Source organism: Aestuariivivens insulae, assembly GCF_022662195.1.
In the GTDB taxonomy this organism is placed as follows: domain Bacteria; phylum Bacteroidota; class Bacteroidia; order Flavobacteriales; family Flavobacteriaceae; genus Aestuariivivens; species Aestuariivivens insulae.
This window is the reverse complement of record NZ_JAKMCS010000001.1, coordinates 613,449-628,889: the sequence shown is the minus strand read 5'-3', so window position 1 is coordinate 628,889 and position 15,441 is coordinate 613,449. Positions and strand designations below refer to the sequence as shown.

The window sequence follows — 15,441 nt, the reverse complement described above, 5'->3', positions numbered from 1 at the left end:
ACAATAATAAAAGAAGGCATTCCTTTTTAGGAAATAAAACTATAAGAGAATTTGAATTAGATATGTATAACCAGAAACAGGCAGCTTAGTCATTCAACTTAAAGTCCATTTTTTTGTTGCAAGTCCAAACCAAACACCAAGATTCTTCAATCGGCTAAAAAGCCTCCTTCTGAATGACAAATCCCTCTGTCATTCAGAGCAAGCGCAGCGCAGCGAACCTGCCTGCCGGTAGGCAGGGAATCTCTTTCCAAAGTATAAAAAAACAAAGCACAATAAAAAGATTGACACTAATCATTATAGATTCTTCAGTCGGCCAAAAAGCCTCCTTCTGAATGACAAACCCCTCTGTCATTCAGAGCAAGCGCAGCGCAGCGAAGAATCTCTCCCTGTCATCCCAAGTCCCTATAACACAGGCTAAAATCAATCCTTATACCCAACAGCCACCAAATGCCCTGTTTTAACAGGCCTATCGGCAACGTGTCTTGACTCATAACTATTTATAATATTTCCCGCAACCGACTTAACCAAACGCCATGGCTTTTTAAGCTTAAAGCTTTTCAACCCCCAAAGCCTATACTTTCCGGTAGCTACCGCATAGTGTACCTCCACCCTATCAAAATAACGCTCCATTAAAGATTGCAACTCCTTTTTAGTATAATGCCTTACATGGTCCGGATTTTTATCAGGGCCTTCATTTTTAATATAATCACCATTTGGCGTAGTAAAATAAGCCCATCCTCCTGGTTTGATTACCTGGGCGATATGATGGACAAACAAAGCATCGGCCTCCACATGTTCAATAACCTCAATAGAAACAACAGCATCATACTGATCTGGCTCAAGTGTAGATGCTGTCATATCCTGAATGATCAACTCAGAAATATTAGAACGTTTTTGTTGTAGTCCCGTTAAAATAGAATCGGTAAACCCCAAGCCTAATTGCTCTTGCACAGCATGCTCCTGGGGCACATCTAAAAGCGCAACCGATGCCGGAATGCCTATGGTATAAGGAGATTTCCGGCCTCCAACATCCAAAATTTTAATAGGCTCCTTACTTTTTCTGGTTTTTAAAACCAATGCCTTTATGTCTTTATGTACCGTTTGTAAGTGCACAGGCATAATGGGAAAAGTAAGCCTTCGAAACCATTCATATAATGTCATATTATTATAAAATTAAATTTAAACAGCTTAAAATGAACAACTTTTCATTTCAACAGAATGAGGAACGAACGACGAGAAATCCAAAATTCAACAAAGTTAAATTCCATAATAATGAAATTCCTCCTCGTTCCTTGTTCGGAATGACAACCTAACTCCAAATGAAGTCTTAAATAATTCATTTAACCATATTAATAATCTGATTCAGCTTCATTATAAAACTTAAAAAAAGCCTGTTCTTGGTCTTCTATATTAAAATGGCTTCGCACCCGGCTAACCGCATTATTTCTAATCACTGTCTTTTCAGGGTCAGACAAACCAAGCACCTTTTGTAATTGTTGTGCCAATAGATGCGGCTGTCTTTTGGGTACGACCCACCCCGTATGCCCATGCATCACATTTTCGGGAAGCCCTTCGGCATCACTCACCATACACAAAGCGCCCATAGCTTGGGCTTCCAATACGGCATTACAAAACCCTTCCTGAATACTGTACTGCAAATAAACAGTGGTCTGGGCCAAATGGGCCTTAACAGCTTTAGGCGATAATTTCCCCGTAAAACTCACACAATCCTGAAGCCCTAGCTGATGCACGGCAAAAACCAAACGTTCGTATTGATCCCCTTCGCCAATAATATGATAGTGAAAGTCCAACCCCTGATCCTTTATCAGGGCCAAGGCCTCTAAGGTATACTCCAGTCCCTTTTTCCAGTGCAAGCGGGCAACAGTCAAAAAATGAAGCCCTGGCAAAGCTTCCTCCTCATGAGTGTTATCAAAAAACGTCACATCAATGGCTGGCGGGATTACCCTAACGACTTCCTTCGATATACCATAACCCGCTAAAGTCTCCTGCATCGACGCCGACAGCACATGATACTTAACCTGCTTTGTAAAAAGGCGATCATAACAACCAGGATGTTTTAAAGGTGATAAGTAGAGGTCGGCGCCCCTAAAACTAACCGCCATCTTGGCGCCAATGGCCCCGGCCACATGCTCCCGATCTATAGCCAACATACCAAAACCAAAATGCAACCAATCCACGGATTCTGTTAATAAAAAATGATGACGTATCAGATGCTTAATACGGGCCTTAAACGACACCCCATCTTTGCCCTCCAACTGATAATATCTAAACGTTTTCCCTGGAGTTACAAATAGGGCCTTTAATAAAATCCACAAACTCGTAATAACGGTTTTAAATGCTCCTTTACTAAAATTTGGGCCACAGACCACCTTACAACCAAGCCTATCCATACCCTGTTTAAAATGATTCACAAACAGAACCACCTCAACACCCTGTGCTTGCAAGCCCTGTATTTTATTCCTAAAAAAAGTCTCCGAATACCCTGGCACGGCAATCAGAACCAATCCTATTTTTATTTTTTTTGACCTTTTCATATGCTTACCCAATTCTTAACCATAATGCCCCTTGCCATTAGTATTCAGCACCTCCCCATATAAGGCCTGCATGCCCTTAACCATCTGTTCCAATTGATGTTGTTCTGCAACCGTGTTATACGCCTTATTGATAATATCCTTCTTGGCTTTAGCGGATAATTCCCTAATTTCAATAAGCTTATCTGCTATGGCCTTAGGGCTCCTAATAGGCACTAAAAAACCGTTAACCCCATCATTAATAACTTCCCCCATGCCCCCACAGTCTGTACTTAGCACCAAAGTTCCCAAAGCCATAGCTTCCAGAACCACATTAGCGATCCCTTCTTTTAAACTGGGCAATAATAAAACAGAGGCCTTACGGATTAACAACTGTACACTATCAAAAGATATCTGCCCCAAAAGCACCACCTCATCTTCAAGACCAAGATCTTTAATCTGATACAACAGCTCAATATCATGAGCAGCACCTACAATAGTGTATTTAAACGGTATGCCAGCATGTTTAAGCTGCTTACAGGCATCCAATGCATAAGGATAGCCTTTAATCCAATGTGAACGCCCTACCGAAACAATCTCAAAAACCGAAGCGGTATCTGGCTTCTCTACTTCTAAATCCTTCAAATTCAAGCCACTGTAAACCACAGCGATCCGTGCTTTAGGAGCGCCATAACCTTCAGCTTCAAGGGCTATAGCCTTGGACACGGCATGAAATCCATCTACCTTGGGGAAATGGGCACGATACATCGCAGCCAGTTCCGCATCGGCAATTGGTGAATAATTAATATGAGCCCCCCTTAAACTAAGCACCAACTTCATACCGAAGCGCTGCACCCACATCCAGTTATTCAAATCCTTGGCCCATTGCACATGGAAGACATCCGGACGGTGCCATAATACGGGATAGGCTTTGACTTTGGCCAAGGTTAAATGGGTGGCCGTTTCCTTTAAGACCTTATCCAATTGGCGCTTATCCTTATACCTAAATAGTATAAGCAATAAAGTGTAGTACAACAGGTGAAGCCCCTTCCCTATTTTAGTATTTCTATAACCTACAACCTTAACTGTTTTGGGATACGCTACGGGAGCTTTTAAAAATCCAAATCGGTATACCCTTTGCCCGCTATGGGCCATTCCTAAAACCAAACGCTCTATAAACGTAGTCCCCGGAATATCCCCGGAATAGATCGCTATTGTAGGTTTAGATGTCATGGTAGACCTTGTGTTAATAATTTTAAATCTTCAGCAAACTTAAGACTTGCTTGTGTATTACCTGCTAGATTAACATGAGTGCGATCGTAAAAAAAATAGGCGTCATCAAGAATTGCACTATGATTAATCACTTTATAATTATCATTTAAAAAAACGACGTTTTTGCCTTTCATAGGGGGTATATAAACAACTAATGTTATATTATTCTTTTCACACAACAGCTTCAAACGCTCTAAATAAGGATTTTGCAAACGAATTGGAAAATTAGAAAATTGTAATGGAACGTGTTCCTTAGAATCTTTCAAGGGATAATAGTAATTCCCTGTAGCATCAAACCTATTGTGCATGTTGGGCCTAAAGGCACTCAGGACCGAAGGATAAAACAATTCCAAATTATAAAAAGAAACACCTACAAAAGAAAAATACTTGGACAGCAAGATAATATTAACTCCATCATCCTTAAATTCTTCAAAATGAGAGGACACATAACCCGTTCTAATATATGGTAAAAACCTATAATTATTAACACTTAAACCGGGGTGCTTAGTATTTAAATCGGCAACACTTGCAGACAAAACGCAATACTTAGTGCGTTTACCTTGAGCCAAAAAATGTTCAAGCATTAAACACTGGGTTCCTATTCCTGTATCATCCATACTTAAATTCACGCCCTCCAACCCTGAAGCATTATCAATAACTGTGGTGTTAAGGGTGGTCAACCCAATACTAGAGCCCAAAACAACGTAATCAAAATCCTTTTGTTTCAAAGCGTTTACCACAAAAGAAGGCTTGTAAAATGAGGAATGGCGCAAAAAAAACAAACTGCCTTCAGATAGCAGAGTGGCGCATCCTATAACCAGAACAAGAAACCAACCGATATGTTTTAAAAAAGCTTTCATGGTTAAAACTGAAAATAAATAAAGGTTTCCGGATTTTTAAAAACGCCCATAAATAAAATCACCAAGCCAACAAAAAAGGCCTGCTTAGAAGATAGTACAACTTCTTTTTCATTTTTTTGAACCGCAAAAAATTCAAATAGCATCAAAACCATACTACTAAACAAGATTATCAAACTAAACAGGATGGTCTTAGGTGTTTTAACAAAAAAGGCCAATGAGAGACCTGAGAAATTAAAAATATGCATTAAGTATTCAAAAGCCAAATTTATGGTCCCAGCCCTAAAAAATACCCAGGCCAAAGTAACCAAACAAAAAGTAAAGATGATCTTAAAAATCTGATTCACAGAAAACCGTGTTGAACTTATATGTTTACGATTTTTTTTCACAATAAAAAGCGGTAAAAAAAACAGGGCGTGAAGTCCTCCCCATGCTACAAAAGTCCAATTCGCACCATGCCAAAATCCGCTAACCAAAAAGACCACGAGTACGTTTCTAATGGTTTGGTAAAATGTACCTCGAGATCCTCCCATAGGGATATAAAGATAATCTCGAAACCATGTGGACAGCGAGATATGCCAACGCCGCCAAAACTCAGGGATATCCCTGGAAAAATAGGGGAATTTAAAATTAGTCATCAATCGAAATCCAAACAAGCGAGCCACACCTATGGCAATATCACTATAGCCCGAGAAATCACCATAAATCTGAAAACCAAATAGAGCGGCTCCCAAAAACAAGGTCATGGAGTTAAAATTTTCAGAGTGGTCAAATATTTGGTTGACAAAAAAAGCACAGTTATCGGCAACAACCATTTTTTTAAATAGCCCCCAAACAATGAGATAAAATCCTCCAAGAGCAAAATCGGTATCAAACCTTCGCTTGACCTTAAATTGTGGCAAAAATTGATTAGCACGCTCTATGGGCCCTGCCACTAACTGGGGAAAAAAGGACACATAAGCAGCAAATGATATAAAATCGTGGGAAGCGCCTACCTTCTTTCTATAAACATCAATAGTATAACTAAGGGTTTGAAAGGTATAAAAACTAATACCTATCGGTAAAATAATCTGAAGCGTAGAACGCTCCATGGAAATGCCAAACATATGCCATGCTTCCATCCAGGTATCCACAAAAAAGTTGTAATATTTAAAAAAGCCCAATAGCCCCAGATTACACACCAAACTAACTCCCAACAAAAGTTTCCTTCTAGTGATTGTTGTGGTTGTTTCTAATTGTTTTCCAACAACAAAATCTACAAGGGTACTAAAAACAATTAAAGCCAAAAATCTATAATCCCACCACCCATAAAACACATAACTGGCTACAACAATTAAAACATTTTGCCACTTTAAGGATTTGTTGAAAACAAACCAATACAATAAAAACACAAGCGGTAAAAATAGGGCAAAGGACAGGGAATTAAACAACATAAAATCAAGCTTTAAACCATTTATCCATAACAGGCGCTCCTACAATCTCGTCTATACCTTGTAATGCCTTTTTAAAATAGGCATCCAACAGGATCTCCGTTTTCGGGTTTACCACAAAATTATTGTAATCGCCTAACGGATTTATAATGCCATGTAATTTATTAAGCACTTTATAGCTTAATGGCATATCCCTAACAAAAGTGGCCGCTTTAGGTAACATGTTGGCATACCTTACATCGCGTTTATGCTTTAAGAACCTATTGCGTAATAACTGTAACCTAAAATACTTCGGAGTCTTTGTTTTATTAATATGCAAATCAAAATTGGAGGCATCAAAGGCTTTAAAATCTAAGTTTAAAAAAGTAGAAATAGCCTTAATAACCTCAGCCTTATTTCTTAAAAAATCTTCAAACAATACAACCTTTATCTGTTCAGAAGGCAAATGCTTATAGTACACTTCCAACTGCTCCTTATACAAACTTCGCTTTAAAATACTGTGAGGGTCATACTTTAAGGTATCCTCTAAACTGTATAAAGCCCTTCCAGATTTCACCGCATGCAAATAATTAGATAAGGTACGCTTAGTGGGATGGCGTAAAACAAAAATAACCTTGATGGCTTTTTTTTGCATGGCCAAACGCTCTGCTACTCTGGGAGAGGCCAAATAGGTGGTTGAATCTTCCCCAACAAGCATATGGTCCGTTCTTTTAGGAAACTGGGAATAGTACCAATCCCACAGCACCTGCATTTCGGGAACCAACAATGTTGACTTCCATAGCTTTGCTTTGCGATCATAAAAATGATAATCGGGATGCTGCAACCATTCATCCATATCAAAAAAGCCTAATTCCTCATGGGCCATCGCCACCTGTGGATGACTATTAAGTATGTTATGTAAAGTACTCGTTCCAGACTTCATAGCTCCACCAATAATAAAATCGGGGAGTTTTTCCGGGGTTTGCGATTGCCACAATAATGGGTTGGTTGGTTGGTTTTCCATGCAATATCAGGCTAATAGTTCTTTATACAATTGTTCATGGGCGGCCACAAAGGTTTCTAACGAAAAATGCGTTTTACAATAATCCCTTAAGGCTTTCCCAAGCACTTCACGTTCGGTTAAGCTCATTTGGGTAAAGGTAAACAATTTGTCTGCAAGAGACTGGGGGTTGTTAGGCTCAAAAAGCAAGCTATTAAAGTCTTTCAATACAAACTTAATACCTGTAATATTCGAACCCAAAACAGGTATGCCCATACTCATCGCCTCCACCAAGGCCATAGGCATTCCTTCTTTACGGCCTTCATCTAGGGTTGGGATCACAAAAATATCAGCTGTTTCCAAATAAGGCCTTACGTCCAATTGGGTTCCCACAAAACTAATTTGCTTTTCCAAACCTAGGTCTTGCACCAATTGCTGCATGGCTTTTCCATAAGCATTGTCGCACTTCCCAACAACCTGTAATCTAAACTCTTTTATCGGCAAAAGCACCAAAGCGCGTATTAAAGTCTCTAGTCCCTTAACAGGCACTAAATTGGCGACCATCACTAGGTTTAAAGTTGAAGGCTGTACAGGCGTATTTTTAGTCCCCAAAGGCCGATAATAATTGGTGTCCAAACCTAAAGGGATCAACCTTTGATTCTTTTTTTCAGGAAAATAATCGCGCATCTCATCATTAATGGTAATGATAAAATCTGCTAAATAGCTTTTAAATTTCCAATGCCTGCTCTTAAACCCCATAGCCTTTTTGGTATACAGCCACTTTACACCAGCCAGTTTTGCGGCCAAAGCTTCTGTCCAATCACTACTCCACTGCCAGGAATGCACCAAATCATATTGGTGCTTGTTATAAAACTTAGAGATTTTAAGAATCCTAAAGAACAGTGTAAAATAAGGCCTATAAACTGTCTTTGTAGAAAAAACATGAATAGGAACACCTAGTTGTGCTACGGTTTTAAAGAATTCGCCTTGATCATGGCCACAAGCTATTTCTATATCAAACTGGGATTGGTTTAACCCTTTAATTAAATCGTAAACCACCTTACCACTACCTGCGGTATTAAAATTGGATATGGTGAATAAAATTTTAATGCGCTTATCCATTAGGCAATGTTTTCAAAACCACAGCTGGATTACCTGCAACAACACAATGGGAGGGCACATCTTTCACCACTACCGAACCAGCGCCTATCTCCACATGATCGCCTATGGTGATAGCTCCAATAATAGCCACTTGTGCCCCTACCGTCACATGATTCCCTATAGTTGGCAATTGGGTATTATCATTGTTCTTGTTTCCAACTGTTAATCCATTTCTAAACTGAAAGTTTTTACCAATGGATTTTGCATTAATAACTGTAGCATATGGGTGATAACACATCAGCCCACCTTCAATTTTAGTACTTTTAAAAATCTTGCAATGAAAATCCTTAGCGAACCAACCATAATACCAGGGTCGCTTTCTAATACGCCAGAAAAAAATCATGGCGTATTCAGGATAATATAACATTAAATGAAAAAAGTGTTTTTGTAAAGTAGGCGGAGTAACCACACATCCCCTTGTGCTAATAGTTGTTGCTATATCCTCCTGTATGAGTTTATGAGATACAACATAGCGTTTAAACATCCTATATAACAAAAGTTTCCTAATTATATGCTTAACTAAATGTATCATAACATGTTATAAATAACTGAGTTTACGCGCCACATAAGGTTTGGCTATCCAATATACGTAAACCTTTAATAATATTTTGATAGGCAATAGCACCAACAACCACAAATATAAAGTAATATAAAACGGAAGTCTTATAGGAACTATATCCTGATGTATCTGTTTTACTAAACCCACTCGCTTATGCAGTCCTTTGGTATAAAAAATAAGCTTCCCCATAGCACTAAAAATCCCATGAAATAAAATACGCTTATAAGCTAAAAGAGGTTCATACTTCACATAAAAAGGCAAATGCTCCAACACAAGGCGTTTCCAAGTGTGAAAAATCATTGATTCTTGCTTTTTTGCCTTTTGGGTAGTTGATAAATTATGTTTCCGATACAAATAAACATAAGCATCATACGCTGCAACCTTACACAACATCCCCAATCTTATATCAAAAGCCGTGTCTTCTCCCAACCTTAAAGCCTCATTATAGAAGCCAATCTTTTTAAAAACGGCTTTCCTATATAAAAACGCAGGTGGTCCAACAACAGTTCTCAAATCTCCAAACCACCTTATCCCCAAATCAGGTGGATTTTTAACAATCACTTCCAAAGTTTCATCAGTAGGCTTTTTTGTGTTTGCTATACCCTTATGGGACTTAACCATTTTGCCAAACACAGCATCAACTTCTGGTGTGGTATCCAAAATTTTAATCATACGCTTTAATACTCCTGGATAAATCTCGTCATCCACATCGAACAAATAGACATGCTCTCCATTCGCTTTAGATATCCCCAAATTTCTTGACGCCCCTGCCCCTTGCTTTCTTTGATGGTAAAGCTGTACCCTACTATCCTTAAGGCATATCTGTTCTATTAAGCTTACCGATTGATCTACCGAATTATTATCAACATAAATAATCTCAAAATCATCCAGCTCCTGTTGTATAACCATACGATAGGATTGATCAATAAACTTGCTGTTATTGTAAACAGGTATAATAATAGATAATTTCATACAAATTTAAATCTCAACCACTCCCAATCCGTATTTATGTTGCGATGCGTCTGTTATAAATTCCTTATAGGGAAATGTCCCTTTTAATTCTTCCCATAACTTATCCACATAACAATCCATTTGATGATGATAGTCTGAAGCTATAATATCATGAAACCCTACATAACCTCCTTTTCTAACCAAAGGGCTGTACATTTCAAAATCTTGTCTAACACCTTCATACCTATGGTCACCATCAATAAACAAAAAGTCTATAGCAGCCCCATTTAACAAATGTTTTAAATGCTCTAGAGTAGCTGGAGAATGCGAATTGGCTTGGATAAGCGACACTTTACTTGTAGGTAAATCTGATAAAAACGATTTAAAAAAACAGGCTTTCTGTTTGGGATAGCCCCCGCCGTGAATACCTCCTGGCAAGTCAATAGAAATTAAATGCTGGGGCTTAAAATAACGAGCCCACACATAAAAACTACCACCTCTCTTAGTCCCAATCTCAACCACCACTTTGGGACGTATTTTCGAAACATAGTTAGCAAAAGCCTTAAACTCTTCAGGGTATTGGTGCATGGCTATCCTTTCATAATACCCTTTGCCCCTATAATCTTTGGTAAACTGGTATATAGCATCTATATCATTAAAGGCAAAAGACTTCCTTAAGCAATAGACAGAGTACTTTAATTTTAAATAATTTAAAAAATCGGCTCGTTTCATCTAGTTCCTGTTTACAGCTTGGTTAACCTCCTTATTAAACAAAGACAAGGTAAGCAACATGCTAATGGGATGGGAATAATGCACATAATCGTCTTTTGTAAATTTAGCATAAAAATCATCTATAATAGATTGAGGGATAAGCCCATAAAGCGAAGGGTCAAAAAGATACTGCTTCAGTTGTACATCATTGTCTGCCCCTAAAAACTGCAACTCAAAATTTCGTTGCACATAAGGCTGTCCAAACCACCCCTTCAATAAGCGTTTCGACTTATTCAAAACCCTATACGGCAAATTATATGGCACTTTATTGTATTGGTAATTATTAAGGTTAAAAGGCCGTTGCGCTTGCCAGGTATGGCCGGCAAGAGTTTTGTCTTTTTGTATATGGGCTATCTGTAACCGTCTATCGGCCAAATAGGCTTCGGGTACCCTACAAATAAAATCGCTCATCCTATCATCATAATAAGGCAATCGAATTGGATGTGCCGCAGCAAAAACAGACAGATTGGTAGTGGTCCAACGATGTGCCCATTGACTGGTCTTAAAAGCACGAACCTTAGCACTTGCATTTTCAATAGCAATCTTGGCCAAAGCGGTTTCTATTCGCGACACAAGGTAATCCCTAAATTGGCCTTCCAGCCCCCAAACCTCCCAAAGCTTTTCCGCTAAGGCCATCCCCCCGGGCTTAACCATTTTTTTTAATAGCAAAGCCACCAAATCGTTGTCCATAGTCCCTTCTGGCACGCCTCTATCAAACAATACATCGCCCCAATGTCCTAAGCAAAATACGCCTTGCATCTGTTTCATTTGTGCTAAAACGGCCATTTGTCTGGGATGGGTAAATTCAGAGTAACAACCATTAATCTGTGCCAAATCCGCTATACAATCCCACAAATACCCTTTACCTATCCTAAAGGCATCAAATTGAAAGCCACATCCCTGAGCTATTCGTCTGGCTATTTTGGTTTCGTGATATCCACCCTCAAACTCATAACTAAAGGCCTGTACAGGATTATCCAACAGTTGCAAGACCGCAGCCAAGCTCCTACTGTCCAAACCTCCCGACAAGGGTAAAATAACCTGGTCATTTCCCACTTGTTCTTTTACTATTTGGGTTAACAAGGCCACATACTCCTCTAAAACCACCTCAAAAGGTCTATGTTCTGGTTCATGGTACCAATTAAAATTGGGCGTACTGGAAATAAGGTAACCTAAAGCATCAACTTCGTGGGTATGGGCGGGCAACAAACAAACGCGATCCTTCCAAAACGTATCATCGTCCATAAAAAATCCCGTAGCAACATATATACAAATGGCTTCCAAAAACAACTCGTTAGGAGCTTGCGTTTTGGCATAAAAATGATTGGTAGGCAATATGGATAGCTGAATGGACATAAATTCGTTTCGAATATAAGGATTTATATCTAGGTCTTAAACGATCCCCTTAAATTAAAACCAATAAAAAAACATCCATTTCACCTCACCAAAGACTGTCTTTAATCTTTAAAATTAAATCACGGGATACATCATCAAACTTTCTGGCAAACAAACAGGAGCTTTGCTTCAATTTATCATAATCGCGCATATCCAATACTACTGGAGTACTCCCCCGGCCTTTGCTCCAGTCGATATAACGTAAATTAGTATCTACCATATTATGTTTTAAAGGCGAGTTACATAATAGCGTTTGGAAATATATTTCTTCGGCACAAAAGCTATAATTAAACCGCTTTAAAAACCTTGGATGCTGCAGAGTGTAATTAACCACATAGGATAAGGATTCCCTGGTTAACGACCAGTAAGTTGACCCTCCATACATTGCAGGAAACATTTTTGAAAAAGAACGCTCCAGCCCAATCTTTTTTTGCAGCCTAACTAATTTTCTAATAAACCGTTTATGTCTTTTGGCATCCAATAAATCATAAAAATGATAATACTTTAAACGATCCACCCCCCCTCGATAATGCCATTTTGGGTTTGGCAAGGGAGCATACATTATATAGTCCTTTTTTTGGCCTTCTGGTTGATTGCTAAAAAAAGCCAAAAAATCAGCCTTCGATACAATAGGCAAGTCTTGTCCCGTAATAAGATGAAAATAAGATAAAGATTCTATCGCTAAGGCTTCTTGGGCCAAAAAAAGACAGGCTTTTAAATGTTTGACACCACCCCAATTAACCCGATACTTTTGGACCAACATGTGCACTTGCCTTTTAGCTTTTATACGCTCCAATACAGCCTTATCATAACGTCCTTTCTTATCGAGATGTATATAAACACGAAAAGAACTGTCTTCAAAAAAGTCCACCAACTGCTCTAGTTGATCTAGGTTTTTATAGGCAGTGATTAAAATGGCATGCATCATAATAAACTCAATCTTTTTTGCGATGTATCAATTGCTAATTAATTATCCTATTCAAATTTTCCTAAATAGTTTCGAACAAACCTACAAAAGGAAAACACCATATACAAAATTCAAAAACTTAATGTTGCCAAATTGCGATTGTCAATAAGGTTATATAAGTTCCCAAAGTAAAGTCCCTTTGTTCAATAGAGAAATTACTATTGCTGCTATACAAGACTTAAATAACGTAAATAATGGACAAGGAATTTATGTCTGTTTGAGTGTGCCAACGTTTACTGTCGGCATGTATCGAAAACCAGTCTGCCAACAGGCAGGCAAATAAATTTCCCGCTAAAAGTACTTCTCGATACTAAATTCTTCCAGAATTTCACTCGAAGAGACATTATTAAACATTATTCACGTTAAATAAGTACAGCTCCTTACCTTAAGGTTAAGGAACTATGAAAATCCAATATCTGCTTACTAACAACCTTCCAGTCGTAAGACAAAGCCTTTTGTCTCGCTAAAACAGCTAGTTCATCAATCTTTTCAGCATCACCTAAAAGCGTTACAGTAGCATCAATAAACTGATGATAATCTGCCTTGGGCACCAAAATACTGTTCGTGCCCTCCAGGTATTTTGCATTCCCTCCTACATCGCTAGTAACAATAGGTAGCCCACAAGCCATAGATTCTAAAATAGAATTACAAGCAGTGCTATCCAGCATAGGCAAAAACAATAAGCCAGCCTCTTGATAGGCCTGTCGTAATGCAATATCACTTAAGCCACTTAAAACCGTTATGCTTTTATGATATGCCACCTTTGTTTTATAAGCAGGATGGACAATGACATAAACACTCAACCCCTTATTTTTTTCTGCAATACGTGGCACACAATAATTCAAAGCGTCAAAGTCGCGCAAATGCTGCCCTACAAAAAGTAATCTATTAGGTTGCCGTTGGGTCACATCTGGATAAAAAAATTGGGTATCTACCCCATGCGGAATATAAGCCACCTGTTTAATTTTAAAATGCTCCTGTATATAGTCTAGCTGATTTTCCCCTACAGCAACGGCCCCGTCCAAGCACTTAACATATTTCGGATTGCTTATACGCCAGGCCAACACACTGGGTGGCTTATGAAACGTAGCACAAAATCGAACATTTTTAAATAAGCTTTTGTGTTTTACCACAAACCTTATATCTCTTTCGGCATTTAAATAATGGACTATAGCAGGAGTGTTGTTTTGCTTTCGTAAGCGATTGAATAATTCAATATCCTTTTTTAGACTATCGGAATTATATACGCCTGCCTTTTGATTTACCAAACCAGAAACTAATTTTGCCAATTGATAGGGTGTTCTAGACTGCCCCAATAGGCTTTTGGCATTAGGATAATAATCCAACAACCTATCGTATCCAGAATTCTTGGCGTGGTGTGGCGAACGATGTTGGATAAAAAAAGTATTCAAAAGGCCATCATTGGTTTTAAGAGTCTCTCAAAAATACACTTTCTACAAGACTTTTAAAACAATCTGCAGTATAATCAAGACTCCATTGGTTCAGTACACTTTCTCTTGAATTCATTGCTGTTTTTTCAAGTGAGTCTGAGGTCAAAACATCAAAAACCTTATAACTATAGTCTTCTGGCAAACATAAATACCCATTGACGCCACTCTCAATAATCTCATCTGGCCCTCCTGTATGTTGTAAGGCAACAACAGGAGTTCCACAAGCCATTGCCTCAATCATAACCATCCCAAAAGACTCATGCTTACTCGGCAACAATAGCAAACTGGCATTTTGGTAATACGGAATCAAGTCTTTCTGGTTTAGGGACCCCAAAAATGTTACACGATCATTCAAATGATTTGATTCAACCCTATATATAAGTTCTTGATAGTAACTCGCATCACTTTTAGGCCCTATAATTGTTAAATGGCAATCCACTCCTCTTTCGTTTTTAATATAGTGTAGGGCATCTATAGCCTTTTCTATTTGCTTTAACCTTGAAATTCGCCCAACATATAAAAGCCTTAAGCCCTTTGGTTTAATCTCCAAAGGTTTGAACAACGATGTATTTACTCCCAAAGGTATAACCCTTATGTCCAAATACTTAAATTCATCAAGTACCTCTATTTTTTTTTTTTGAACTTCTGTATGGACGACAAGGCATTGCGCCTGTTGATAATAACGAATAGCAGACGCATTAGTAGATATATTTAATCCGCCTATCATGGGTATATAAGGTTTACCCTTTTTAAACAATAAATTGGCGAGTTTAAATACATATACACTACCATGACCCGACATATTGATAATGGTCAAATCGGAAGGAGAAATTATATTAGATAAATAATGGACTAACGATCCCTGCTTACGCCATTTATGCCTATTCTTAAACAATGGAGTTGTTATAGGGAAAAACCGCTTTTTTACACCCTCAACATTTTTACTATAGGGCAAAAGTCTGCCAGAAAAATAACTTATTCCTGTATTATACCCCAGTTTATCCAAATACCGTAATGCATTCTCATGAGGCTTGCTATGATTGTAATACAAATCAATCTCTTTAAGCCCTATGGCTTGTGCTGAAAACGGATGAAAAAGACTGATTTTTTTTATCAT

Annotated in this window: 14 protein-coding genes; all 14 read right to left on the bottom strand. The window is 38.4% G+C overall.

What is annotated here, in order from left to right:
* Nucleotides 1–420: 420 nt before the first annotated feature.
* The 14 genes from MR062_RS02625 to MR062_RS02560 all read right to left on the bottom strand — a co-directional run bounded on the left by MR062_RS02625 (nt 421) and on the right by MR062_RS02560 (nt 15,441).
* The gene (locus MR062_RS02625) at nt 421–1,161 is read right to left on the bottom strand and encodes a class I SAM-dependent methyltransferase (RefSeq protein ID WP_242202515.1); all 741 of its coding nucleotides are present in this window, start codon (nt 1,159–1,161) and stop codon (nt 421–423) included.
* A 188-nt stretch (nt 1,162–1,349) separates the two neighbouring features.
* A complete protein-coding gene (locus MR062_RS02620) occupies nt 1,350–2,555 on the bottom strand; it encodes a glycosyltransferase family 4 protein (RefSeq protein WP_242202514.1) in 1,206 nt (401 codons plus the stop codon).
* Between the two features lie 15 nt (nt 2,556–2,570).
* The gene (locus MR062_RS02615; RefSeq protein ID WP_242202513.1) at nt 2,571–3,764 is read right to left on the bottom strand and encodes a glycosyltransferase family 4 protein; all 1,194 of its coding nucleotides are present in this window, start codon (nt 3,762–3,764) and stop codon (nt 2,571–2,573) included.
* Nucleotides 3,761–4,663 (bottom strand): hypothetical protein, encoded by a 903-nt coding sequence (locus MR062_RS02610; RefSeq protein WP_242202512.1) that lies wholly within the window; start codon nt 4,661–4,663, stop codon nt 3,761–3,763. The genes MR062_RS02615 and MR062_RS02610 overlap by 4 nt, the downstream gene beginning before the upstream one ends.
* Before the next feature lie 2 nt (nt 4,664–4,665).
* Nucleotides 4,666–6,093, bottom strand: a complete 1,428-nt coding sequence (locus tag MR062_RS02605; protein ID WP_242202511.1) for an MBOAT family O-acyltransferase — start codon at nt 6,091–6,093, stop codon at nt 4,666–4,668.
* Nucleotides 6,094–6,097: 4 nt separating this feature from the next.
* Complete coding sequence (locus MR062_RS02600) at nt 6,098–7,093, bottom strand: sulfotransferase family protein (RefSeq protein WP_242202510.1); 996 nt, start codon at nt 7,091–7,093, stop codon at nt 6,098–6,100.
* 6 nt (nt 7,094–7,099) lie between these two features.
* On the bottom strand, nt 7,100–8,191 hold the full coding sequence (locus MR062_RS02595) for a glycosyltransferase family 4 protein (RefSeq protein WP_242202509.1): 1,092 nt from the start codon (nt 8,189–8,191) through the stop codon (nt 7,100–7,102).
* On the bottom strand, nt 8,184–8,597 hold the full coding sequence (locus MR062_RS02590; RefSeq protein ID WP_242202508.1) for an LbetaH domain-containing protein: 414 nt from the start codon (nt 8,595–8,597) through the stop codon (nt 8,184–8,186). The genes MR062_RS02595 and MR062_RS02590 overlap by 8 nt, the downstream gene beginning before the upstream one ends.
* Nucleotides 8,598–8,768: 171 nt before the next feature.
* Nucleotides 8,769–9,761: a glycosyltransferase family 2 protein gene (locus MR062_RS02585; RefSeq protein WP_242202507.1), complete on the bottom strand. Its 993-nt coding sequence runs from the start codon at nt 9,759–9,761 to the stop codon at nt 8,769–8,771.
* 6 nt (nt 9,762–9,767) lie between these two features.
* Nucleotides 9,768–10,472, bottom strand: coding sequence for a class I SAM-dependent methyltransferase (locus MR062_RS02580; RefSeq protein ID WP_242202506.1), 705 nt, complete (start codon nt 10,470–10,472; stop codon nt 9,768–9,770).
* Nucleotides 10,473–11,867 (bottom strand): asparagine synthase-related protein, encoded by a 1,395-nt coding sequence (locus tag MR062_RS02575; protein WP_242202505.1) that lies wholly within the window; start codon nt 11,865–11,867, stop codon nt 10,473–10,475.
* Between the two features lie 85 nt (nt 11,868–11,952).
* Nucleotides 11,953–12,834 (bottom strand): beta-1,6-N-acetylglucosaminyltransferase, encoded by an 882-nt coding sequence (locus MR062_RS02570; protein WP_242202504.1) that lies wholly within the window; start codon nt 12,832–12,834, stop codon nt 11,953–11,955.
* 419 nt (nt 12,835–13,253) lie between these two features.
* Nucleotides 13,254–14,285: a glycosyltransferase family 4 protein gene (locus MR062_RS02565; protein WP_242202503.1), complete on the bottom strand. Its 1,032-nt coding sequence runs from the start codon at nt 14,283–14,285 to the stop codon at nt 13,254–13,256.
* A gap of 16 nt (nt 14,286–14,301) precedes the next feature.
* Complete coding sequence (locus tag MR062_RS02560; RefSeq protein ID WP_242202502.1) at nt 14,302–15,441, bottom strand: glycosyltransferase family 4 protein; 1,140 nt, start codon at nt 15,439–15,441, stop codon at nt 14,302–14,304.

Coding starts and splice junctions, on each gene's coding strand:
- MR062_RS02625 (WP_242202515.1), bottom strand. CDS start 1,161: ATGACATTATATGAATGGTTTCGAAGGCTTACTTTTCCCATTATGCCT.
- MR062_RS02620 (WP_242202514.1), bottom strand. CDS start 2,555: ATGAAAAGGTCAAAAAAAATAAAAATAGGATTGGTTCTGATTGCCGTG.
- MR062_RS02615 (WP_242202513.1), bottom strand. CDS start 3,764: ATGACATCTAAACCTACAATAGCGATCTATTCCGGGGATATTCCGGGG.
- MR062_RS02610 (WP_242202512.1), bottom strand. CDS start 4,663: ATGAAAGCTTTTTTAAAACATATCGGTTGGTTTCTTGTTCTGGTTATA.
- MR062_RS02605 (WP_242202511.1), bottom strand. CDS start 6,093: ATGTTGTTTAATTCCCTGTCCTTTGCCCTATTTTTACCGCTTGTGTTT.
- MR062_RS02600 (WP_242202510.1), bottom strand. CDS start 7,093: ATGGAAAACCAACCAACCAACCCATTATTGTGGCAATCGCAAACCCCG.
- MR062_RS02595 (WP_242202509.1), bottom strand. CDS start 8,191: ATGGATAAGCGCATTAAAATTTTATTCACCATATCCAATTTTAATACC.
- MR062_RS02590 (WP_242202508.1), bottom strand. CDS start 8,597: ATGTTATATTATCCTGAATACGCCATGATTTTTTTCTGGCGTATTAGA.
- MR062_RS02585 (WP_242202507.1), bottom strand. CDS start 9,761: ATGAAATTATCTATTATTATACCTGTTTACAATAACAGCAAGTTTATT.
- MR062_RS02580 (WP_242202506.1), bottom strand. CDS start 10,472: ATGAAACGAGCCGATTTTTTAAATTATTTAAAATTAAAGTACTCTGTC.
- MR062_RS02575 (WP_242202505.1), bottom strand. CDS start 11,867: ATGTCCATTCAGCTATCCATATTGCCTACCAATCATTTTTATGCCAAA.
- MR062_RS02570 (WP_242202504.1), bottom strand. CDS start 12,834: ATGATGCATGCCATTTTAATCACTGCCTATAAAAACCTAGATCAACTA.
- MR062_RS02560 (WP_242202502.1), bottom strand. CDS start 15,441: ATGATAAAAAAAATCAGTCTTTTTCATCCGTTTTCAGCACAAGCCATA.